General features: G+C 39.7%; 22 protein-coding genes. 14 read left to right on the top strand and 8 right to left on the bottom strand.

What is annotated here, in order from left to right:
* Nucleotide 1 precedes the first annotated feature (1 nt).
* A complete protein-coding gene (locus ABLB98_RS11640; RefSeq protein WP_348883081.1) occupies nucleotides 2-2,308 on the top strand; it encodes a bifunctional (p)ppGpp synthetase/guanosine-3',5'-bis(diphosphate) 3'-pyrophosphohydrolase in 2,307 nt (768 codons plus the stop codon).
* A gap of 101 nt (nucleotides 2,309-2,409) precedes the next feature.
* Here ABLB98_RS11640 and ABLB98_RS11635 read toward each other — a convergent pair whose 3' ends face one another.
* The 5 genes from ABLB98_RS11635 to ABLB98_RS11615 form a co-directional block, all read right to left on the bottom strand.
* Nucleotides 2,410-3,411 (bottom strand): CsgG/HfaB family protein, encoded by a 1,002-nt coding sequence (locus ABLB98_RS11635; RefSeq protein ID WP_026315733.1) that lies wholly within the window; start codon nucleotides 3,409-3,411, stop codon nucleotides 2,410-2,412.
* A gap of 73 nt (nucleotides 3,412-3,484) precedes the next feature.
* A complete protein-coding gene (gene lpoB / locus ABLB98_RS11630; protein ID WP_005164332.1) occupies nucleotides 3,485-4,087 on the bottom strand; it encodes a penicillin-binding protein activator LpoB in 603 nt (200 codons plus the stop codon).
* A 28-nt stretch (nucleotides 4,088-4,115) separates the two neighbouring features.
* A complete protein-coding gene (locus ABLB98_RS11625) occupies nucleotides 4,116-4,523 on the bottom strand; it encodes a DUF1425 domain-containing protein (protein WP_348883080.1) in 408 nt (135 codons plus the stop codon).
* Between the two features lie 18 nt (nucleotides 4,524-4,541).
* A complete protein-coding gene (locus ABLB98_RS11620; RefSeq protein WP_348883079.1) occupies nucleotides 4,542-5,912 on the bottom strand; it encodes a hypothetical protein in 1,371 nt (456 codons plus the stop codon).
* A 199-nt stretch (nucleotides 5,913-6,111) separates the two neighbouring features.
* On the bottom strand, nucleotides 6,112-6,885 hold the full coding sequence (locus tag ABLB98_RS11615; RefSeq protein ID WP_348883078.1) for an SDR family oxidoreductase: 774 nt from the start codon (nucleotides 6,883-6,885) through the stop codon (nucleotides 6,112-6,114).
* Nucleotides 6,886-6,978: 93 nt separating this feature from the next.
* On the opposite strand from ABLB98_RS11615, the gene mazG reads away from it, so the two are divergent.
* From mazG to yjgA, 9 genes are all read left to right on the top strand, one after another.
* A complete protein-coding gene (gene mazG / locus ABLB98_RS11610) occupies nucleotides 6,979-7,785 on the top strand; it encodes a nucleoside triphosphate pyrophosphohydrolase (RefSeq protein ID WP_348883077.1) in 807 nt (268 codons plus the stop codon).
* The gene (locus ABLB98_RS11605; RefSeq protein WP_249571010.1) at nucleotides 7,754-8,182 is read left to right on the top strand and encodes a ComEA family DNA-binding protein; all 429 of its coding nucleotides are present in this window, start codon (nucleotides 7,754-7,756) and stop codon (nucleotides 8,180-8,182) included. The genes mazG and ABLB98_RS11605 overlap by 32 nt, the downstream gene beginning before the upstream one ends.
* 139 nt (nucleotides 8,183-8,321) lie before the next feature.
* A complete protein-coding gene (pcnB, locus tag ABLB98_RS11600; protein ID WP_348883076.1) occupies nucleotides 8,322-9,776 on the top strand; it encodes a polynucleotide adenylyltransferase PcnB in 1,455 nt (484 codons plus the stop codon).
* Nucleotides 9,773-10,261, top strand: a complete 489-nt coding sequence (folK, locus tag ABLB98_RS11595; RefSeq protein ID WP_160127273.1) for a 2-amino-4-hydroxy-6-hydroxymethyldihydropteridine diphosphokinase — start codon at nucleotides 9,773-9,775, stop codon at nucleotides 10,259-10,261. Before pcnB ends, folK begins: the two co-directional genes overlap by 4 nt.
* Before the next feature lie 39 nt (nucleotides 10,262-10,300).
* Complete coding sequence (panB, locus tag ABLB98_RS11590; RefSeq protein ID WP_087547720.1) at nucleotides 10,301-11,110, top strand: 3-methyl-2-oxobutanoate hydroxymethyltransferase; 810 nt, start codon at nucleotides 10,301-10,303, stop codon at nucleotides 11,108-11,110.
* Nucleotides 11,111-11,113: 3 nt separating this feature from the next.
* Nucleotides 11,114-11,959: a pantoate--beta-alanine ligase gene (gene panC, locus ABLB98_RS11585; protein ID WP_348883075.1), complete on the top strand. Its 846-nt coding sequence runs from the start codon at nucleotides 11,114-11,116 to the stop codon at nucleotides 11,957-11,959.
* Between the two features lie 23 nt (nucleotides 11,960-11,982).
* Entirely contained in the window at nucleotides 11,983-12,834 is an 852-nt protein-coding gene (gene rapZ / locus ABLB98_RS11580; RefSeq protein ID WP_004664195.1) for an RNase adapter RapZ, read from the top strand.
* Nucleotides 12,831-13,100: an HPr family phosphocarrier protein gene (locus ABLB98_RS11575; protein WP_087545614.1), complete on the top strand. Its 270-nt coding sequence runs from the start codon at nucleotides 12,831-12,833 to the stop codon at nucleotides 13,098-13,100. The genes rapZ and ABLB98_RS11575 overlap by 4 nt, the downstream gene beginning before the upstream one ends.
* A gap of 2 nt (nucleotides 13,101-13,102) precedes the next feature.
* Nucleotides 13,103-13,642, top strand: a complete 540-nt coding sequence (gene yjgA / locus ABLB98_RS11570) for a ribosome biogenesis factor YjgA (RefSeq protein ID WP_005164369.1) — start codon at nucleotides 13,103-13,105, stop codon at nucleotides 13,640-13,642.
* A gap of 45 nt (nucleotides 13,643-13,687) precedes the next feature.
* Here yjgA and ABLB98_RS11565 read toward each other — a convergent pair whose 3' ends face one another.
* Nucleotides 13,688-15,331 carry an acyl-CoA synthetase gene (locus ABLB98_RS11565; RefSeq protein ID WP_348883074.1) on the bottom strand — a complete coding sequence of 548 codons (1,644 nt, stop codon included), beginning with the start codon at nucleotides 15,329-15,331 and terminating at the stop codon, nucleotides 13,688-13,690.
* 264 nt (nucleotides 15,332-15,595) lie between these two features.
* Here ABLB98_RS11565 and thrS point away from each other — a divergent pair, with 264 nt between their 5' ends.
* Both thrS and infC read left to right on the top strand, forming a co-directional pair.
* On the top strand, nucleotides 15,596-17,518 hold the full coding sequence (gene thrS, locus ABLB98_RS11560) for a threonine--tRNA ligase (protein WP_348883073.1): 1,923 nt from the start codon (nucleotides 15,596-15,598) through the stop codon (nucleotides 17,516-17,518).
* Between the two features lie 5 nt (nucleotides 17,519-17,523).
* A complete protein-coding gene (gene infC / locus ABLB98_RS11555; RefSeq protein ID WP_081399795.1) occupies nucleotides 17,524-18,075 on the top strand; it encodes a translation initiation factor IF-3 in 552 nt (183 codons plus the stop codon).
* 60 nt (nucleotides 18,076-18,135) lie between these two features.
* Here infC and ABLB98_RS11550 read toward each other — a convergent pair whose 3' ends face one another.
* Nucleotides 18,136-18,609: an Hsp20 family protein gene (locus ABLB98_RS11550; protein WP_348883072.1), complete on the bottom strand. Its 474-nt coding sequence runs from the start codon at nucleotides 18,607-18,609 to the stop codon at nucleotides 18,136-18,138.
* Between the two features lie 289 nt (nucleotides 18,610-18,898).
* On the opposite strand from ABLB98_RS11550, the gene ABLB98_RS11545 reads away from it, so the two are divergent.
* Nucleotides 18,899-19,516, top strand: coding sequence for a glutathione S-transferase N-terminal domain-containing protein (locus ABLB98_RS11545; protein ID WP_087545619.1), 618 nt, complete (start codon nucleotides 18,899-18,901; stop codon nucleotides 19,514-19,516).
* A gap of 26 nt (nucleotides 19,517-19,542) precedes the next feature.
* Nucleotides 19,543-19,968 carry a YqaA family protein gene (locus ABLB98_RS11540; protein WP_348883071.1) on the top strand — a complete coding sequence of 142 codons (426 nt, stop codon included), beginning with the start codon at nucleotides 19,543-19,545 and terminating at the stop codon, nucleotides 19,966-19,968.
* 31 nt (nucleotides 19,969-19,999) lie between these two features.
* Here the strand turns inward: ABLB98_RS11540 and ABLB98_RS11535 are convergent, their stop codons facing one another.
* Nucleotides 20,000-21,253, bottom strand: coding sequence for an MFS transporter (locus ABLB98_RS11535; protein ID WP_348883070.1), 1,254 nt, complete (start codon nucleotides 21,251-21,253; stop codon nucleotides 20,000-20,002).
* Nucleotides 21,254-21,255 lie beyond the last annotated feature (2 nt).

The following is a 21,255-nucleotide window of genomic DNA, read 5'->3' as shown; positions in this document are numbered from 1 at the left end:
TATGGTCACAGTACGTGAGCAGTTACCTGGGCGACTCCATGAGTTGTCAGAGGAAACGACTGTAGAACATGCCGCTGAAGCGCAAAGTGGTCTGGTCTCTTGGCTAGATCGAGTGCGTGATATTTTGGATGGGGCGGAGCTAAAGCAACTTCAAAAAGTTGCAGAGCTGACCTTGGCAAAAGAATTAGAAACCACGGTTCATCATCGTAGCAATACCTTTAGTACAGGTATTGGCATGGCTGATATTTTGGCGCATTTACATGTTGATGAAGACACATTGTCAGCGGCAGTGTTGTATCGAAGTGTGCGCGAAGGTTTAATTACTTTAGAGGATATTCAACAACAATTCGGCGAACAGGTGCTTGGTCTTGTACAAGGCACGCTTGCGATGGGTAAGCTCTCTGAATTGATTGAAAAAAATAAACGTTTAGAAGATCATTTTAATAACAATCAGCGTGAGCATTTAAACGGCATTTATAAAATGCTGATTTCAGTGACAGAAGATGTACGCGTCGTTTTGATCAAATTGGCTGAACGTACTTATGCTTTACGTGAATTAGCCACTGCAAGTAAAGAACGTCAAGAACGCGTTGCACGCGAGATTTTAACAATCTATTCACCACTTGCACATCGATTAGGTATTGCACAGCTAAAATGGGAATTAGAAGATCTCGCTTTCCGTTATTTGGCGCCTGAGCGTTATAAAGAAATTGCATCGTTGCTGAATGAAAAACGTTTAGAGCGAGAGCAATATATTCAGTTTGTGATTGATAAGCTAAAGACTGAACTGGGTATGCATCATATTCAGGCGGAAATCACTGGACGAGTGAAGCACATTTATTCGATTTATCGAAAAATGAAAAGTAAAAATCTGAGTTTTGATCAGCTTTATGATATTCGTGCAGTGCGTGTATTGGTCAAAAGTGTACCAGACTGTTATCACGCTTTAGGTATTGTGCATCAGCTGTGGCGTCATATCCCGAACCAATTTGATGACTATGTCACCAATCCAAAAGCCAATGGTTATCGCTCATTACACACGGCAGTGATTGCTGAAAATAAATCTTTAGAAGTACAAATTCGTACTTTTGAAATGCACAACGAAGCCGAACTGGGCGTTTGTTCGCATTTTAATTATAAAGAAGGTGCAAAAAATACCGATCATTCATTTAATCATCGTCTACATTCTTTACGTGCGGTATTGGAACATTATCAAGAACGTACCGAAACCACACCACATGGTGAAGATGAAGAGTCAAATGGTATAGATCAAATTCAAGATTTTGAAAATTTTGAAAAAATCTATGTGTTTAGTCGTGATGGTGATATTAAAGAATTGCCACGAGGTTCGACGGTTTTAGATTTTGCTTACCATGTACATACTGAGGTAGGTAATAAGTGTTATGCAGCACGTGTCAATCAACGTTATGTGCCATTAACTTATACGCTGAAAACGGGTGAACAGGTTGAGATTTTAACCAAAAAAGATCGTGAACCGAACCGTGATTGGTTGGTGAACTCTTTAGGTTATATCAAAACTGCTCGTGCGCGTGACAAGTTGCGCCATTGGTTTAGACAGCAAGATCGTAGTAAGAATGTTGAGGTGGGGCGTGAATTACTTAATAAAGAGTTAGCACGCTTAGCAATTCACCCGAAAAGCATCGATCTTAAAGACTATTCATCTCACTTTAATCTGAAATCTGGCGATGATATTTTAGTTGCTTTGGTCAGTGGTGATATCAGCCTCCATGCCTTGATGAATCAAGTCAATCGTCAGATGCACTTGGATCAAGATGAGCCTGAACTGGTTTTAAAACCTGCCTTAAATCCACGTGCCAGCCATACCTTATCTGCGCATGGGATTTTGATTGACGGTTTGGATAATGTGGAATTGCATGTTGCCCAGTGCTGCCAGCCTGTGCATGGTGAGTCGATTGGCGGTTATATCACCTTGAACCGTGGGGTCAGTATACACAAGATTGCCTGTCCTGATTATATCCGTATGACCACACAGGAGCCTGAGCGTGCGGTTGAGGCGGACTGGGAAATGCAGCCAACCCGTGGCCAGAGTGTGCAGATCGTGGTCGAGGCCTATGACCGTCGTGGTTTACTTAAAGACCTCACGCAAGTGATTTTCTCAGATCAAATTAATATTCGTCAGGTCAATACCATTTCTGAGGCGGATGGCATTGCCAACATGAAATTGCTGATTGAAGTGAAAGGTTTGGCGCAATTGTCGCGTTTGTTGGCGCGTTTGGAGCAGCAGCCAGGCATTATCAGTGCAAGACGTTTGGTTCAGGGTAGTTGATTGACATTATATTTATAAAAAAGAACACTTTAAATGAATTTAAAGTGTTCTTTTTTTGCATCAACAAAAAATCATAAATTGAATATACACAGATTATTCGATCACCAACGAATCGGTTTTTCACTCGAACCTGGTGTGAGTTCAGCATCCGAGAGTGGTTCTGAACTCTCTACTTGTGTCGAATTTTGTCGAGAGTAACTGATCGGCATTAAAGACAAGCCATTTAATACATCATTACTTATTTGTTGTGCGAGTAAGTCTGATGAGGTTGTAGATTGTGAATTATGAATAAGCTCTCCTAGAGATTGGCGTTGCTGTTGATTTACAGTTCCTGCAGCAGCAACTTTTCCTGTATTCACTTCAATCACTCGCCAATTTAGACGGATTGCTTGTTGCCCAGCTGGAACAGCGCCATAAAATGAACGTCCTTGAGTCGTTTTTGCTTCATTGATACGTCCAACTAAAATATAGTCAGCACCCACTTTTTGTCCAAGTCTTGCCATTTCTGCTGGTGCACCATCCCAACGAAGAAAGGCATTTTCACTTGCCATTTCCTCAATATAGTCACGACTCACCAAACTTAACTGACGTGAGTTTGCCAGTTGAGTGCCGACCAAATCAGCAACTTCTGTCACAAAGTCATCAGCATCACTGCCATCTGTGAGTTGAGTTTTTGAATAGTTATATTGAAATGGCATAACCGCAATACGGCGTAAGTGTTGATCCGCTACACTTGATTGAAACTTGCTGACATAAGCACGCACTTTGGCGCGGTAGTTCTTGCCCGAACCCGAAACACTTAACACCTGAAAACGATTAATCGCATTAGTGCCCTGCGTTTCAACACTGAACACAGGTGAGGTTTTTCCTTGGTAGCTCCAATGGTTGTTGCTGACCACCATGTTCACTTCTTCCGCTAAGTCAGTGCGTGAACTAACACTGGTGCCATTTACAGACTGGGCTGCAATCAGCAAGGCTTCTGCAATAGCCTGTTGTTGGGTTGGGCCGCTACCTGTGGCTTCTTTCATGACTTCTTGTAGGGCGGCGTTAGCTGAGTGAATTGTTGTTAAGCAGAACAGGGCTGCACAAAGTAAGGATTTCATCATTTTCTATCATTCTATATGACCCGATGTTCAGCAGGTGCTGAGCATCGGGTTTATTGTTGTTGTGAATGGTTTATAGACCAAAAGTAGCACGTTTAGCCGATTTACGAATTTCTTTTTCGCCTGTCCATTCAACAATACCTGTTTTCAGGTTTTGTAATTTGAAAGTGAACTTGTAGTACACATCACTCTTACCACCTGAATTTTTGACGATGCTGGATAAGTTACCATTCAGCATGTATTCAGCGGCAATTTGAGAGCCTGTTTTCACTGCTGTACGTTTGTCTACCATGCCACTTTGCTGTTGATAAGCCAACTGGTCTGCCATTGCACCGACAGAAGTCATGTCAACGAAACGGAATTTTCCAGAATTAATTAGTTTATTCTGGATGGTGTCAGTGATGGATTCAGTATCAATATGCTCTTGGGTCTTGTTTTTGATACGGTCAACAAACAGTACTGGACGGCGAGCCTGAGTCATTTCAATCACTGGTGGAAACGCCAGCATGTCATCAACCATCTTGGCTGCGATTTGTTGAAGGTCGGTTGAACCAAAATCTTTGGTTAAGGTTTCAGTTGCCTGTGCATCGCCATAAGATACAGCCTGGGAGGCACAGCCACTGAACAATGCCATGCTGCCAATTGTGGTTGCTAAAGCCAAAGTACGGAATTTCATGTTTTACCCCTTATAAATAAGCTGTTGATTAGTCTTTCTTCATGTAAATAAGTACATCAACACCACTTGGATTAGGTGCGACAGACTGAACGGTTTTTACTTCACGCCCTTGTAATGTGATTGGTTTCCAAGTTGCACCTTCTGGATTGATTTCTGCTCCATTGGCATCAAACCAAACAACTTTGTATTCAAAAGATTGTTCGTAGAACCAACCATTTTTTAAGGCGAGTGATGCTTTTTTAATATCTCCAAGACTGACCATATTGATTCGATTGACACCAATGCGGGTTGCGAGAATAGGATTACCTGTCATGGTTCTGACATTGCTTGCACCAGTATTTGGGTCTGTTTGTGTACGCATCGCATTTGGTGCTGTACATGCAGTTAAGCCAAGGCTAAAGCTACACAGAATTATGGGTAAAAGGCGTTGTTTCATTATGTTTTACTCAAGTTATTATTTAGCGATACTGAAGCTATCAGCGACAATTTGTTGGTTGGTTTCGATACCATGAATGAAGGTCGTCTGATTAGCTTTCACTTCAATATTGATCGATTGATTTGCATAGTTGTTTTTAAGTTGGATGGTATGACTACCAACAGGGAGTAAAAGGCGAGTGACTTGTGCATTGCTTGGGAGGGTATTCCATGCACGAACATCTGCTTTTTCTGTGGCAGTGTTATAGATATTGCCTGCAAGTTGTCCAAATACGCCTAAACGATTGCCCAGTTCTTTTTGTACAGCGTATTTCGCTGTAGAACGTGCAATTTGAGTTGTGAGATTAGCGGCAATCTTTTCTTTTAGTGTTTTGACAGCCAACGCACCAATATCAGTAAGTAATGCTGTATTTGCAACGGTTTTCCCATTTACAGCCACATCAACCTGACTTGGTGCAACATAGGTTGAAGGGTCATAGCTTGCAAATGAGATATTCACTAACCCATTTGGTGTTGGAATTGCTAAGGTCGAAGAAATTTTTTGAGGAACTAATCCTTGCTCCAGAAAAATAACAACTGGATATTGACCATTTGCTTTCTTTGCGGCGTTATCGAGTCGTTTTACATCATTTTTAATAAAATCATTTGGCTGTAGTTCATATGCTTTTTTATAATCAACTAAAGCATCATTTTTTTCACCCAAGGCTTCCCATAATGTTGCCGCCATATAAAATGCATACGCATTTTGATAGGTATTTTTTACTTTACCCGCAATTGTATTTAGTCCAGCTAAAGCTTCATCGTATTCAGCTGGAGCAGAATTAACATTTTGACCTTTAGCTGCTGCTTTTTCTGCTTCTTTGCTATGAGCTAATTCAATTTCGCGTTGAATACGTTGCGCTACACGCATTTCAACAGCCGCGCCCTCAGTATTATTTAAAGCTAGATAGTTTATCGATTGGTAAACATGTGCTAATACCTGTTCATATTCAGGAATCTTATAAGGTGCTACACTATCATTACTCACGAGGGAAAGTGCCTTAAAACCTAATTTAGAGGCGCTAATTGTTGCTTTATTATTTTGAGCATCTAATAGTTCAAATGCTTTTTCAAAAGTTTGCTTACTGGCTTCATATTGTTTGTTTGCTTGTTCTAAACGCGCCTTTTCTAATAGATACAACGCTGCATCATTACTTTTAGCTTTTTTTTCAAATAATTCTTGCGTTGGTGCCGATATCGGTTGAGTCAATGATGAACGAAAATTCTGAGCCGTATCCGTATAGTTATCAAATAAACCAGCATGTGCTTGAGTTGTTAAACCAGAAATCGATAAACTTATGCAACTGATGAATAAGAGTGAAAGCTTTGGTTTTAATAATAAAGATGACATATAAACCCCTGTAAAAATACAAAATGTATCAAAAATTATGCAAATATACAAAAAGTTATAAATAATTAACAGAGATTTAAGGAGGTATTTAATAAATATTTTTATTTTATAAAGTAAAAGATTTTTTTATTAGTATAAGTTTTTGAAAAATAATATTTATTTTGATTCATTCAAATATTATTTGAATGAATCTTTTAATTTATCTTTTTGATAGAAAAATATTAGTCAGCCGATTTAAAAACTGTGGACTAATGCTTGAGAGTTGATACATCAACTTTGTTTTAATGCCGACAGGGGTATGCGTTGGAATCAGGGCATGATCTTTTTGTTGTGCTAGATGTAATACTTGTTTTGCTACATCAGCGGGGGTTAAATCAACGCCAATATTTTGAATACTACCCGCATCCATATTCTTCACCATATTGGTTTGTACAAATAAAGGCATTACATCGAGTACACGAATATTATATTTTTGCCACTCTACATCTAAGGCTTCTGTTAAACCACGAACAGCAAACTTACTTGCTGAATATGAGGCTAAATCAGCTTGTCCATAAATTGCTGAAGCTGAAGAAAGATTAATTACACGGGCAAAACTCGCTTTTTCTAGATGGGGTAACCCAGTATGGCAACCATTCAGAACTCCTTTGATATTGATATCCACAGTGCGATGATGGGATTGAATTGATGTCTCTTCAAATGCGCCAGAGTATAAGATTCCAGCGTTGTTAATTAAAATATTCAGTTCGCCTGCCCAATTTTTAAAATCTTGTAATGCTATTTTCCACTGACGAAAGTTACTGACATCTAAATACCCCGCTTTAGCATTTTCACCAAGTTCGTTGGCTAAACGAAGCGCTTGCTCATCATTAATATCATAAATACCAACTTTGTAACCATGACGATGAAAGATGCGTGCAATCTCAGCACCAATTCCTTGTGCTGCCCCGCTAATAAATACGCTATGTTGCATTGCTTTCCCTTGCTTTATCATACTTCTTTAATCGGCGTATATTACGCATAAGCAGGTTCAAGCTGCAACAATTTGGTGTATTTGGAGGAATTCATGGAAAAGTTATTAGAAATCATGCACGAATTAAGACAAAAGTGTCCATGGGATCAACAACAAACACCAAATAGTTTGACGCGTTATGCGATCGAAGAAGCTTATGAGGTAGAAGCTGCGATTCGAGAGGGCGATCTAAATGAAATTCGTAATGAGTTAGGCGATTTGTTATTGCAGGTCGTGTTCCAATCTCAGATGTATAGTGAACAAGGCGCATTTAACTTTCATGATGTGGTAGATGTAATTAGTGAAAAATTAATTCGTCGTCATCCACATGTATTTCAAGCTGAAAAATATCAAAATTTAGATCCAGAACAAGTCAGTGAACTATGGAAACAAATTAAGCAACAAGAAAAACAAGGTAAGGCTCAATCTCGACTAGATGAAGTGAAACATGCGCCAGCATTGGTACAGGCACATGAGATTCAAAAAAAAGCAGCGCAGCTAGGTTTTGATTTTGAAACAGTTGAGGATGCTTATGGAAAGTTAAATGAGGAATTAGAGGAATTACAACAGGCAATAAAAACTCAAAAAACTGATGAAATACAAGAAGAATTTGGAGATTGCCTATTTTCTTTAATTAACATAGGACGTAAACTTGGCGTGTCGAGTGAGACTGCATTATTGGCAACGATTCATAAATTTAGAAGCCGATTTGCATATATTGAACAACAAGCACAAAGACAAAATAAAGACTTGCAAGAAATGAGTTTGGCAGAAATGGATGAACTCTGGGAGCAAGCAAAACGACACTTAAAACTTCAGGGGAAATCCAATGAATTTGCCGCAACCACGCAGCAAACATAACTTTGTTCTATTTATTTTTATATTTTTAAGCTGCTTTGTTTATGTGAGTGCGCAGCCATTTGATCAATCCTATGAAAAATGGAAAGCTCAACAACAAGCACGTGATCAGCAATTAGCGAAGCAGCCTAACAATAATTATTATTTATCAAGACCTACGCAACAGAAAAGCTACCAGCAAGTTTCATCCTCTACCAATATTCAGGGCGATAAGATTAGTTTGAACCAAGCAAATTTACAGCAGTTACAGACTTTAAATGGCGTTGGTGAGAAAAAGGCACAGGCTATTGTGGAATATCGCCAAAAGAATGGTGGTTTTAAAACGGTAGATGAGTTGGTCAATGTCAAAGGAATTGGTCCAAAATTGCTTGAAAAAAATAAAGCACGTTTAGCATTATAGGATAAAAATAAAGATGATATTGCAATTAAAACATACTGATCTGTTGAAACTTCAACAGAATAAATTGCCCTTTGAGTGTGTTAGAGCTATGATTAGCGACAAATTGTTATTTACGTCCTGACGTAGGAGACAGTGTCTTTTGCAAACTTTGCGTGCGTCAAAATGTGGTTTGTCCACAGCCCAACTCCCTTCTTCAATATTAGATGTAATCGATAGCCTAACGAAAGCGGGCTATGAGGCATATATTGTGGGCGGCGGTGTTCGCGATATGATGTTAGGTCTTAATCCTAAGGATTTTGATGCTGTCACCAATGCAACACCAGCACAAGTGAAAGAAGTTTTTGGTCGACGTTGCCGAATTATTGGTCGACGTTTCGAATTAGCACATGTTTATTCTGGTCGCGAACTGATTGAAGTCGCAACTTTCCGCGCTCCTCCCAAAAAAGCAGTCACCAGTGCTTCTGGTATGATCTTGCGAGATAATAATTGGGGAACAATTGAGCAGGATTTTGCGCGTCGAGATTTCTCAATTAATACTTTGTATTATCAACCGCGCCAAGCGATCGTGCTAGATTTTTGTCATGCAGTTGATGATATTAAAACGCGTACTTTGCGTTTTCTAGGTGAGCCTGCCCAGCGATTTGAAGAAGATCCCGTTCGGATGTTACGTGCTTTACGTTTTGCTGCGAAACTTAACTTCCAAATTGATCAATCGATTATTGATGTTTTTGATGTTGAAATGACGCAACTGTTGCGTGACGTTTCACCTCATCGATTATACGATGAGTCTCAAAAATTATTTACGATGGGACATCTTGCACGCGTTTTGCCGATGCTGATTGAGTTTGGTGTTTGGAAGCAATTATTTGCTGAAATTCCTCCAAATCTAACAGCTTTCATCGAACGTGCAGCTAAAAATACTGATCAACGAATTCAAATTGGTAAGACCATTAATCCCGCATTTTTTTATGCAGTATTGTTATGGAAGCCTTTCTTAGAGCGTTGTGATTTTTATTTAAATAAAGGTGTTGTTCCTGCTGAAGCACGTGCCCAAGCTGGTTTGGATGTATTGAAACGTCAAGCCACACGTACCATTATTCCTCGTTTTGCTGAAACTTTTATTCGTGAAGTATGGGAAATGCAAACCCGTTTGCTCAATCCAAAACCACAGCAAATTGAAGCTTTAGCTGGACATGCACGTTTTCGTGCAGGCTTTGACTTCTTGTTGTTACGTGAGAAATCAGGTGATAGCAGCACCGAAGGCATGGGTATTTGGTGGGAAGCTTACCAAGAAATGTCAATCGATCAGAAAGAAGTCGCAATTCGTCAATACAACCGTCAACGTAGTAAAACACGCCGTAAGACAGTTGAAGTTGATGAGCCAAAGACCACTGAGATTGAGCCTTTGGTCAATGTCCCTGAGCCTAGAAGCCGCCGTGCCAAGAAAGAACGTGTTAGAGCAAATGAATCAACTAGCCGTTTTATTGAAAAAGCGACTGCCGTTTCAGGACAAATCAATGCAGATCATCCGATCCTTAAGCGTAAGCGTGTACAACGTGATCTCAGCCAAGTGGTTTTTGGACCGACGCAATGACTATTCGTACCTATATCGGTTTAGGCAGTAACTTAGGCGATTCACAACAGATTCTTAGCGAAGCTGTTGTGAAGTTGGCTAGTTTAGGTTCGGTAAAAGTTTCAAGGCTTTATCAAAGTCCGCCGATGGGTCCTCAGGACCAGCCAAATTATCTAAATGCCGTTGTTCAATTGGACACGACACTTGAAGCACTTGCCTTATTAGACCAATTACAACAATTTGAGCAAGAAGCAGGTCGTATTCGTTTAAGGCGATGGGGAGAGCGCACGCTTGATTTGGATCTATTGATTTATGGTCAAGAGCAGATTCAAAATGAACGTTTGATCGTACCACATATTGGTATTTTAGAACGTGATTTTGTGATCCTTCCCTTATTAGATTTAGATGCTCATTTACACTTAAATGGGCACTCATTAAAAGATTTAGAACTAGTGCAGCAAGCAAACTTAACTGTAATCGCCGATCAATCTTGGGCAACTGCGTAAGATTGTTTCGTTCTGGAAATGCCTGCAGAGGATATCATCATGATTAGTCTAAGTGACTTAAGAAAATTTAAAGCTGATGGACGTAAGTTCTCATGTCTTACTTGTTACGATGCAAGTATGGCTAAAGCGATGGAATTGGCTGAAATTGATACAATTTTAATTGGTGATTCTCTAGGAATGGCGATTCAAGGAAGAGATTCCACACTTCCTGTGACAGTTGAAGATATGGCTTATCATACAGCAGCTGTACGTCGTGGTAATTCGCATGCTTTAATTATGACTGATCTACCATTCATGAGTTATGCAACGCTTGAAGATGGTCTAAAAAATGCCAAAGCCGTGATGCAAGTAGGCGCGCAGATGGTCAAGATTGAAGGTGGTGCTTGGTTAAGTGAATTAGTCCAAGTTTTGACACGTAATGGTATTCCTGTCTGTGTGCATTTGGGTTTAACGCCACAATCAGTACACGTATTCGGTGGCTATAAACTGCAAGCACGAACGCGTGAAGCAGCTGATCAATTAATTGCGGATTGCCAAGCGGTGGTTGATGCAGGTGCTGCGGTATTATTATTAGAGTGTGTTCCAGCTCAGTTAGGCAAGGAAATTGCTGAACTATTTCCTAATACGCCAGTGATTGGTATTGGTGCAGGCAATGAAACTGATGGACAAGTCTTGGTGGTACAAGACATGCTTGGTTTAACTTTTGGTCGCGTTGCGCGTTTTGTGCGTAATTTTATGAAAGAACAAGCGGGGGAAACAGCAATTATAGATGCGTTTAAATCGTATCATGCTGCTGTTCAAAATCAATCATTTCCAGCGAAAGAACACACTTTTCAAGTTGAGCTCTAACTCATGAAAACAGAAACAACAATACAAGGCTTAACCGCATCATTAGCACCGGCAAGAACAGCAAAAAAACTTATTGGTTTTGTGCCAACTATGGGGAATTTGCATGAAGGTCATTTGACTTTGGTGCGCGCTGCAAAAAAAATCTGTGATGTCGTGGTGGTGAGTATTTTTGTTAACCCAATCCAGTTTGGTGCGGGTGAAGATTTTGATAGTTATCCACGTACCTTGGAACAAGATAGTCGTTTGTTGGCAGATGTAGGGTGTGACATTATTTTTGCTCCTTCTGTCGATCAAATGTATGGCAAGCAGCCTCGTTTAACCAATATCAGTGTTAGTCAAATTACCAATGATTTATGTGGTCAATCGCGTCCAGGTCATTTTGATGGCGTGGCGGTTGTTGTCACTAAACTATTCAATATTGTACAACCTGATTATGCTTTTTTTGGGCAAAAAGATTATCAACAATTGGCTGTAATTCGTCAGTTGGTACAGGATTTAAATATTCCATTAGAAGTCATCGGTGTACCAATTGTACGAGCAGCAGATGGTTTAGCTTTAAGTTCACGCAATGGTTATTTGTCTGAAGAGCAAAGAAGTATTGCGCCAAAAATTTATCAGTTGTTAAAACAAGCTGAGGTTGGATTGGGAGAGGGGCAATCACTTTCGCAAGTGTTAGCAAATATCTCAACGGAATTGACACAAGCTGGATTTGTTGTGGATTATGTAGAGGCTCGTCAACCTAATTTGCAACCAATTGAAGAGTTTGATCGTGATTTAGTTTTATTTATTGCGGCTAAATTAGGTTCAACACGTTTGATTGATAATTTACACATTAATTTCAAAACATAAAATAAATTAAAGGGCGATATGCGATGAAGCGTATTCTTATCGTGACAGGACAGTCAGGTTCAGGAAAATCATCTGCATTACAGGTGCTTGAAGATTTGGGCTATTATTGTATAGATAATTTACCTTTGGCATTATTGCCTGAAATTGTAGCTAAACTGGATCATGAAAATAATTTAGAGCAGTTAGCTTTAGGTGTGGATATTCGGAGTACTCGTGCGGATATGCAAGAGTTCGATCATGTTTTTGAACAATTAAAAAAACATGGTACCGTGGATATCATTTATTTAACCACGCAAGATCAGGACTTAGTTGCACGGTTTAGCTCTTCGCGTAGACCGCATCCCTTAGCAAATCGTTTTAATAGCCTGTTGCAATGTATACAGGAAGAAAAACAATTGCTCATCCCGATACAATTCCGCTCTACAGTGCATATTGATACCACAGGTAAAAGTGTCCACGATCTCAAACATATCTTGCTGTCTCGATTGGGGCAGTCTGATAAATTAATCGTGATTTTACAATCGTTTGGCTATAAACATGGCATTCCGCTTGATGCCGATTATGTATTTGATGTGCGTCATTTACCTAATCCGCATTGGGATTTAGAGTTGCGTCGTCTTTCTGGGTTGGATGATCCTGTCTGTCGTTTTTTAGAAAGCAATCAACAAACCAATGAAATGTTTACCGATATTTATAACTTCTTGGAAAAATGGTTGCCAGCTTTTGCGGAAGGGCATCGACATTACATGACCATTTCAGTGGGATGTACAGGTGGGCAACATCGTTCAGTTTATATCGTGGATAGACTCAAACAGGCTCTTAAGGCAAAATGGACTGTCCAAATCTTACATAGAGAAATGAAGCACTGGTCATGATAGACACAACAATTGATGTAATTAATAAACTCGGCTTACATGCGCGTGCATCTGGTAAACTGATTGAAGTCACAACCAAATTTAGCTCTTCGATACAAATCGGCAAGGGTGATAAATTGGTTGATGCAAAAAATATTATGTCATTGTTGATGTTGGGTGCTGGTAAAGGCACAACATTAAGATTGGTGATTGATGGTGCTGATGAAGAAAAAGCACTGGAAGAAATTCAAACGCTGTTCGCAGCAAAATTTTATGAGGCAGAGTAATCGTGGCACGTGGTACCCAACAACGTTATACAGATGAAGATTTTGAGTCATTAGAAGGACGTGCGAGTAGAACCGAGCAAAAAAAAGCTGTGCAACGTATGGCTGCTTTAGGTGAGCAATTGGCTCAACTCAATCCAAAACAAATTCAAAAGCTTCCTGTCGATGAGCGTTTGATTGATGCATTACTTGAAGTGCAGAAGATCAGTTCATTTGAAGCACGCCGTCGTCAGTTTCAACGTGTTGGTAAGTTATTGCGTAATGAAAATGAAACCACGATTTTATCTTATTTGACACCGCAACAAGGTGCTAAAAAACAAATGCAATTGATGCGTTGGGTCGATCGAATGATTGATCAAGGTGATCCAATCATTAATGAGTTTAGTAAAGTGTTTAATGCTTCTGAACGCCATACTTTGCGTCAGCATGTTTTACGCATTCATCGAGATATCAAACAGCAGGTGAGTGAAGAAGAACTTGCCGCATCCAAGCTCAAATTTGTGAACTATGTACAGCAAGTCGCCTTGTTATCTGATCAAGGTTAAAGCCAAAAAGAAGTTTCAGTTGAAACTTCTTTTTATTTTTAGGCATTAATTCTCAAACGAAACGCTAGCTCGTTCTTTTGCCCACTCTCTTAAAATAAATTTTTGTAATTTGCCTGTCGATGTTTTCGGAATCTCAGTAATCACCACATCTTTAGGAACTTTAAAGCGAGCCAGTTCTTTTTGGCAATGTGCAATAATTTCTTCTGCGGAAGCAGATGCACCTTGCTTCAACTCAATAAATGCACAAGGCACTTCTTGCCAACGTTCATCAGGTTTTGCGACCACTGCGGCGGTGAGTACAGCAGGGTGGCGGTAAAGTACATCTTCGACTTCGAGCGATGAAATATTTTCGCCACCTGAAATGATAATATCTTTAGAGCGATCAGTAATTTTGGCATAACCATCAGGATGGCAAACGGCTAGATCTCCTGTATGAAACCAACCACCTTTAAAAGCTTCTTCAGTCGCTTGTGGATTTTTGAGATAACCTTTCATCACGATATTACCACGGAACATAATTTCGCCCATGGTTTGTCCATCATTCGGTACGGGTTGCATCGTTTCAGGATCAAGTACTCGCATACTGTCCTGTAAAGGATAAGGAACACCTTGACGAGAATGAAGTTGAGCCTGTTCTTGAATAGATAAGTCACTCCATCCTGCTTGCGAAGCACATAATGCCGATGGGCCATAGGTTTCTGTCAAACCATAGACATGATTAACATTAATTCCAATATGGCGCATACCTTCAATAATCGCAACGGGCGGGGCAGCTCCAGCAACCATGACTTCAACATGGTGGTTGAAAGCTGTTTTTTGTTCTGCTGGAGTATTGATAAGCATGGATAAGACAATTGGCGCACCGCAGAAATAATCGACTTTGTGTTCAGCGATATATTTAAAAATTAAAACTGGATCAACCCTGCGTAAACAGATATTAGTGCCACCACTGGCGGCAATTGACCAGGCAAAACACCAGCCATTACAGTGAAATAGTGGTAGTGTCCATAGATAAACCGCACGAGGTTTCATACCGCATGCCAAAATATTACTGGCCGCATTGAGATAAGCACCACGATGGTGATAAACCACACCTTTTGGATTGCCTGTGGTGCCTGAAGTATAATTCAGACTAATCGCATCCCATTCATCTTGTGGAAGTAGCCATTCAAATTCAGGATTGCCTTTAGCTAACCACGATTCATATTCATATTGCCCAAGTGCAATTTGCTCACCTTCGTATTCCTGATCAAATACATCAATCACAATAATATCTTGAGTGATCAGCTTTAACGCTTCTTCAGCAAGTGATCTGAATTCTGGATCGACCAAAAGAACTTTGGACTCGGCATGAGCCAGCATAAAAGCAATGGTTTTGGCATCGAGACGAGTATTCAGCGTATTGAGTACTGCACCCGCCATTGGTACAGCAAAATGTGCTTCAATCATTGCAGGTACATTCGGCAACAGTACCGAAACGGTATCATTCTTTTGAATTCCTAACTGAGTGAGCTGATGTGCAAACTGGCGGCAACGTTGATAGCTTTGTTGCCATGTGATTTGACGTTCCCCATGAATAATGGCGGCTTGGTGTGGATAAATATAAGCAGCACGTTCTAAATAACGTAAAGGTGATAAAGCAACGAAATTTGCAGGGGTTCTCGGTAATTCATCATATGCACTCACCATGTGTTTGCTCCATTTGTGTTTTTTTCATGTATATCTATATCAACATAGTGTGTCATTCAGTCTAAATCATTAAGGCTTTAGTCGGAGATGAAGCCTAATCAATCTAGGTTTTTATGATTCAAAGGTTTCATCCTCAACTAAACCTGTGTAAAATCTTGAATACTTTTTTATCCGCCGTTTTTTATCTTTTGAGGTTCGCCTCAATACATAATCTCGCGGTGATATGCTCCTTCGTATAGGGCATCACTCCTTAAGGATTTTATTATGCCAATTATCACTTTGCCAAATGGCGATCAAAAACAGTTTGATCAAGCCGTATCTGTGATGGACGTTGCATTAAGCATTGGTCCGGGTCTTGCGAAAAATACCGTAGCAGGTCGTGTTAATGATCGTTTAGTCGATGCTTCAGACTTGATTACCGAAGATGCAACTGTGCAAATTATCACGCCTAAAGATGAAGAAGGCGTCGAAATTATTCGTCACTCTTGCGCACATCTCGTTGGTCACGCTGTTAAGCAGCTGTTTCCAGAAGCAAAAATGGTAATTGGTCCAGTCATTGAAGAAGGTTTCTACTATGACATCTGGATGCCACGTCCTTTTACTTTAGATGATATGGCAGCGATTGAAGAGCGTATGAAAAAGCTCATCGATCAAGATTATGATGTCATTAAAAAAATGACACCACGTGATGAGGTGATTGCAGAATTCACAGCACGTGGCGAAGAATACAAATTGCGCTTGATCGCAGACATGCCGAATGAAACACAAATGGGCTTGTACTACCATCAAGATTATTTGGATATGTGCCGTGGTCCGCACGTACCAAACACTAAATTCTTAAAATCATTCAAGCTCACAAAAATCTCTGGTGCTTACTGGCGTGGTGATGCGAAGAATGAACAGCTTCAACGTATTTATGGTACAGCTTGGGCTGATAAAAAACAGTTAGCTGCATATATCAAACGTATTGAAGAAGCAGAAAAGCGTGACCATCGTAAAATTGGTAAAGCTTTAGATTTATTCCATATGCAAGAAGAAGCACCAGGAATGGTGTTCTGGCATCCAAATGGTTGGACAATCTACCAAGTGCTTGAGCAATACATGCGTAAAGTTCAGCAAGACAATGGCTACCTAGAGATTAAAACGCCGCAAATCGTCGATTTTACGCTTTGGGAAAAATCTGGTCATGCAGCCAACTACGCAGACAACATGTTTACAACTCATTCAGAGAGTCGTAACTATGCTGTTAAGCCAATGAACTGTCCTTGTCACGTACAAGTGTTTAACCAGGGCTTGAAATCTTACCGTGATTTACCAATTCGTTTGGCTGAGTTTGGTTCTTGTCATCGTAATGAGCCATCAGGTTCTTTACACGGGATTATGCGTGTTCGTGGATTTACCCAAGATGATGCACATATTTTCTGTACCAAAGAACAAATTGGTAAAGAGGTTGCAGACTTTATTAAACTGACTTTAGATGTTTATAAAGACTTCGGCTTTGAAGAAGTGCAAATGAAATTGTCTACACGTCCTGAAAAGCGTGTCGGTGATGATGCACTTTGGGATTTAGCAGAAAAATCTCTTGCTGATGCTTTAGATAACGCAGGCTTGGCTTGGGACTTGCAACCTGGTGAAGGTGCATTCTATGGTCCGAAAATTGAATTTTCATTGAAAGATTGCTTAGGTCGTGTATGGCAGTGCGGTACAATCCAATGTGACTTCAACTTACCAATTCGCTTAGATGCGTCTTATGTCACTGAAGACAACGATCGTGATCAACCAGTCATGCTTCATCGTGCAATTCTTGGAAGTTTTGAGCGTTTTATTGGTATACTAATTGAGCACTATGCGGGCTTTATGCCACCTTGGTTAACACCAATTCAAGCGTGTGTTATGAATATTACTGATTCACAAGCACAAGCATGTGAACAAGTGGTTGCAAAACTCAAAGAAAATGGTCTTCGTGCTATTTCTGACTTGAGAAATGAAAAAATCGGATTTAAGATTCGTGAGCGTACCCTAGAGCGTATTCCTTACCTTCTGGTTCTTGGTGATCGAGAAGTTGAAGAAGGTACTGTTAATGTGCGTACTCGCTCAGGAAAAAATTTAGGTACTATGTCAGTAGATGCATTTATTGACCTAGTGAAATCTGCCGTTGCCGAACGCGGCCGGTACATTGTGGAGTAATAAAGATTAAACAGCCTGACCGTAACCAGCAACAAGGTGCTAAAAGTAACCGTCCTGCAATTAACGAAGAGATCCGTGCGAAAGAAGTACGTCTCGTCGCTGCAGATGGAGAACAAAAAGGTGTTGTTTCATTAACTGAAGCATTACGTGCTGCTGAAGAAGCTAATCTTGACCTTGTTGAGATTGTTGCTAATGCAGAACCGCCTGTTTGTAAAATCATGGACTACAACAAGCACTTATTTGACTTAAAGCAAAAGCAAAAAGATGCGAAGAAAAAACAGCATCAAGTGCAAGTGAAAGAAATCAAGTTACGTCCTGCAACGGACGTAGGTGATTACCAAGTAAAATTGCGTGCAATTTTACGTTTCCTTGAAGAAGGAAATAAGGTGAAAATTACTTTGCGTTTCCGTGGTCGTGAGATGGCACATCAACAGCTTGGTTTGGCTCAATTGCAAAAAATTGAAGCTGACGTTGCTGAGTTTGGCGTAGTCGAACAAGCGCCGAAGATGGAAGGTCGTCAGATGGGCATGTTACTTGGTCCTAAAAAGAAAAAGTAATCATCCAATCATCAAAAAAGCCCTGCTCGAATAGCAGGGCTTTTTTGATTTAAAGCATAATTACTGAGTACTTACAGTTTTTTCTGTAGAATCAGGCTGATCAAGTAAAAGTTTTTTCTTACCAATTGGGATTTCGCATGGAAGTTTCTCTTCTGGTATGATTCGTTCCAACTCAATGACCAATAAACCATTCTCATAATCAGCTTGTTGAACTTCAATATGTTCATCTAAGCGTAAAGACAATTTAAAGGCACGACGCGCGATTCCTTTATGCAGATATTCAGTTGTTTCTGTCTGAACAACCTCAGGTTTACCTGAAATGGTAAGAAGCTGATTTTCTAGACTCAGTCCTAATTCCTCTAGGCTAAAACCTGCGGTAGCCACCACAATGCGATAACGGTTTTCACCAGATTTCTCTATGTTATATGGAGGGTAATTGGGTGTATCACTTTGCATGGCGTAGTCAATAAAATCATTTAAACGGTCAAATCCAATGCTACGACGAAATAAAGGATGAAGATTTAGATTACTCATGATTAGAACCTCCTGAGGTCAGCAAAGTTTTAAAAATAAGAAGATAAAACTTAAACCTGCCATGTATAAACATCGACAGAATGTTAAAAATCGTCATTTCTAACACAATAATTAATATATGTTTGGGTTTAAAAAATTCAAGTTAAAGATCTATTTTTTTAAATAAATTTTATATATAATTGATAATTATAAAAAATTATTTTTAATTCGCAGAACTTGTTGTTTCTTTTTAAATCTATTAAGGTGTGTAAAGAGCCACCATCTACGGTGTATGGAGAATAATTTTAAAATGATTGATCTTTATTATTGGGGAACACCCAATGGACATAAAATAACCATTGCACTTGAGGAAATGGGCTTGGATTATCAAATTTTTCCAATTAATATTTTGGAAAATGATCAATTTCAACCTGATTTTTTACGTATTTCGCCAAATAATAAAATTCCAGCGATTGTTGATCAAAATGGACCGCGAGGTGAACCGATTTCTGTATTTGAATCAGGTGCGATTTTGCAATATTTAGGTCGAAAAACAGGTCTATTTTATCCGACTGATGAGCAAGAACGGGTTGAGGTGGAACAATGGTTAATGTGGCAAATGGGTGGGTTTGGTCCAATGCTAGGGCAAAATCATCATTTTAATAAATTTGCACCTGAACGTATTCCTTATGCAATTGATCGTTATATCAATGAGACTAAGCGCCTTTACACTGTTTTAAATAAGCAATTGATTGGTCAGAAGTTCGTGGCGGGTGAGTATTCAATTGCCGATATGGCAATCTTGCCTTGGGCATTGCGTTATGAATGGCAAGGCATTCAGCTTGAAGATTATCCATATGTGCAAGACTATATTGAACGCTTAACGGCGCGTTCTGCGATACAAAAAGCTTTATCGATCCAAGTCTAATATTTTACCATGTTTAAGTTTGCCTCATGAGTTATTGGTTGTTGTTTATATCTGCTTTTGGGGCTGCGACATTATTACCTTTACAGTCGGAAGTAGTATTAATAACCTTAATGATACAAGGGCTTTCCAATCCTCTTTATCTGATCTTGGTTGCAACCATTGGAAATGTCTTGGGTTCATGTGTGAACTGGTGGTTAGGACTGAAAATTGAACATTTTAAAGATAAAAAATGGTTTCCTGTTTCTGGACGGCGTTTAGAGCAGGCTCAACAGATTTATCATAAATATGGTTTTTATTCGCTGCTACTGAGTTGGACACCTGTGATTGGTGATCCGATCACCTTGATTGCAGGATTGATGAAAGAAAATTTTTGGCGATTTTTATTGATTGTCACCATCGCCAAAGGTGGGCGTTATTTAACAATGTATGTGTTATATGTTGGAGTCTTTTGAAAAAAGGGAAAGTTTGACTTTCCCAAAACTTTTAATGATCAGTACCTTTAGTAATATCGACTTTAAATAAATCGCTGGTTTTCAACCAACAGTAAATTACAACTGCAAGCGTCATACAACCACCAAATATGGTCGCGGTGATTGTTCCGAGATACTTGGCTGCCAGACCTGATTCAAAAGCCCCGAGTTCATTACTCGATGAAACGAACATTCCATTTACCGCAGCCACTCGACCTCGCATATTTTCAGGTGGGAAAATTTGTAGCACAGTTTGACGAACTACGACAGAAACACTGTCACAAGCACCAGTCATGGCTAAGGCAAATAGTGATAGCCATATATTGTTTGAAAAGGCAAACAGAATGGTAAAAATACCAAAGCCAGCGACAGCCAATAACATATTCCGCCAAGCGTGGTGCATTGGTGGGAATTTGGTCAGGACAATCATAGTAATCAGTGCGCCGATCGAAGGGCCGGCGCGTAGATAACCTAAACCTTCAGGGCCGACCTTTAAGATTTCTTCGGCAAAAATGGGCAACAGAGCAATCACACCACCAAAGAGTACCGATACCAAGTCTAGTGAGATTGCCCATAAAACAATTTTGGTTTTCCAAATAAAGCGGAAACCATCAGTCAGGCTTTGTAAGACATTCTCAGTTTCCATTTTGGGGAATGTTCGTTTCTGTAAGCAATTAATCAAAATAAAGCAGATTGCCAATAATGTTGATACTGCAAAAAGGCTCGTTTCACGTCCCAGAAATGCCAACATAAAACCACTCAACATTGGCCCAATAATAACACCACTTTGCCAGCCGATCGTGGTCCAAGTGGCACCATTTGCATATAGCTCGCGTGGAATTAAAAAGGGTTTGAGTGAGGTTGCTGATGGATTGTAAAAACCCCGAATAGTACCTAAGGCAAATATGACAGCATAAATGCCCCAAGAAAGTGTGCTAATACCAATTTTTTCTAAGCCATGGAAATGGAATAAGCCCCAAAGAACCAAAGGTAAAGGAATGGAAAAGAATAAACAGACCTTCATAATGCTTTGTTTATTCAGTTTATCTGCAAAATAACCACCCCATAAAGAAAGCGTGATAAATGGGATTGCTTCAGCCAAACCAATAAAACCCAAGGTTAGGGGATCACGAGTGATTTGATAGAGTGAATAAGCAACGATAATTTCCTGAATTAAAATTGCCAGTGTTAAGCAAAGTTGATTCAAGGTCACAATAGAGAAATCTCGATACCGTAACGTGGCGAATGCATCATTCTGAATATTCATAA

Origin of the sequence: Acinetobacter yuyunsongii, assembly GCF_041021915.1 — a bacterium.
Taxonomy (GTDB): domain Bacteria; phylum Pseudomonadota; class Gammaproteobacteria; order Pseudomonadales; family Moraxellaceae; genus Acinetobacter.
This window is presented reverse-complemented; position numbering and strand designations above follow the sequence as displayed.

What these genes read in the sequence shown, in the direction of transcription:
- ABLB98_RS11640 (WP_348883081.1), top strand. Translation starts at nt 2, where the DNA reads ATGGTCACAGTACGTGAGCAGTTACCTGGGCGACTCCATGAGTTGTCA.
- ABLB98_RS11635 (WP_026315733.1), bottom strand. Translation starts at nt 3,411, where the DNA reads ATGAAATCCTTACTTTGTGCAGCCCTGTTCTGCTTAACAACAATTCAC.
- lpoB (WP_005164332.1), bottom strand. Translation starts at nt 4,087, where the DNA reads ATGAAATTCCGTACTTTGGCTTTAGCAACCACAATTGGCAGCATGGCA.
- ABLB98_RS11625 (WP_348883080.1), bottom strand. Translation starts at nt 4,523, where the DNA reads ATGAAACAACGCCTTTTACCCATAATTCTGTGTAGCTTTAGCCTTGGC.
- ABLB98_RS11620 (WP_348883079.1), bottom strand. Translation starts at nt 5,912, where the DNA reads ATGTCATCTTTATTATTAAAACCAAAGCTTTCACTCTTATTCATCAGT.
- ABLB98_RS11615 (WP_348883078.1), bottom strand. Translation starts at nt 6,885, where the DNA reads ATGCAACATAGCGTATTTATTAGCGGGGCAGCACAAGGAATTGGTGCT.
- mazG (WP_348883077.1), top strand. Translation starts at nt 6,979, where the DNA reads ATGGAAAAGTTATTAGAAATCATGCACGAATTAAGACAAAAGTGTCCA.
- ABLB98_RS11605 (WP_249571010.1), top strand. Translation starts at nt 7,754, where the DNA reads ATGAATTTGCCGCAACCACGCAGCAAACATAACTTTGTTCTATTTATT.
- folK (WP_160127273.1), top strand. Translation starts at nt 9,773, where the DNA reads ATGACTATTCGTACCTATATCGGTTTAGGCAGTAACTTAGGCGATTCA.
- panB (WP_087547720.1), top strand. Translation starts at nt 10,301, where the DNA reads ATGATTAGTCTAAGTGACTTAAGAAAATTTAAAGCTGATGGACGTAAG.
- panC (WP_348883075.1), top strand. Translation starts at nt 11,114, where the DNA reads ATGAAAACAGAAACAACAATACAAGGCTTAACCGCATCATTAGCACCG.
- rapZ (WP_004664195.1), top strand. Translation starts at nt 11,983, where the DNA reads ATGAAGCGTATTCTTATCGTGACAGGACAGTCAGGTTCAGGAAAATCA.
- ABLB98_RS11575 (WP_087545614.1), top strand. Translation starts at nt 12,831, where the DNA reads ATGATAGACACAACAATTGATGTAATTAATAAACTCGGCTTACATGCG.
- ABLB98_RS11565 (WP_348883074.1), bottom strand. Translation starts at nt 15,331, where the DNA reads ATGGTGAGTGCATATGATGAATTACCGAGAACCCCTGCAAATTTCGTT.
- thrS (WP_348883073.1), top strand. Translation starts at nt 15,596, where the DNA reads ATGCCAATTATCACTTTGCCAAATGGCGATCAAAAACAGTTTGATCAA.
- ABLB98_RS11550 (WP_348883072.1), bottom strand. Translation starts at nt 18,609, where the DNA reads ATGAGTAATCTAAATCTTCATCCTTTATTTCGTCGTAGCATTGGATTT.
- ABLB98_RS11545 (WP_087545619.1), top strand. Translation starts at nt 18,899, where the DNA reads ATGATTGATCTTTATTATTGGGGAACACCCAATGGACATAAAATAACC.
- ABLB98_RS11540 (WP_348883071.1), top strand. Translation starts at nt 19,543, where the DNA reads ATGAGTTATTGGTTGTTGTTTATATCTGCTTTTGGGGCTGCGACATTA.
- ABLB98_RS11535 (WP_348883070.1), bottom strand. Translation starts at nt 21,253, where the DNA reads ATGAATATTCAGAATGATGCATTCGCCACGTTACGGTATCGAGATTTC.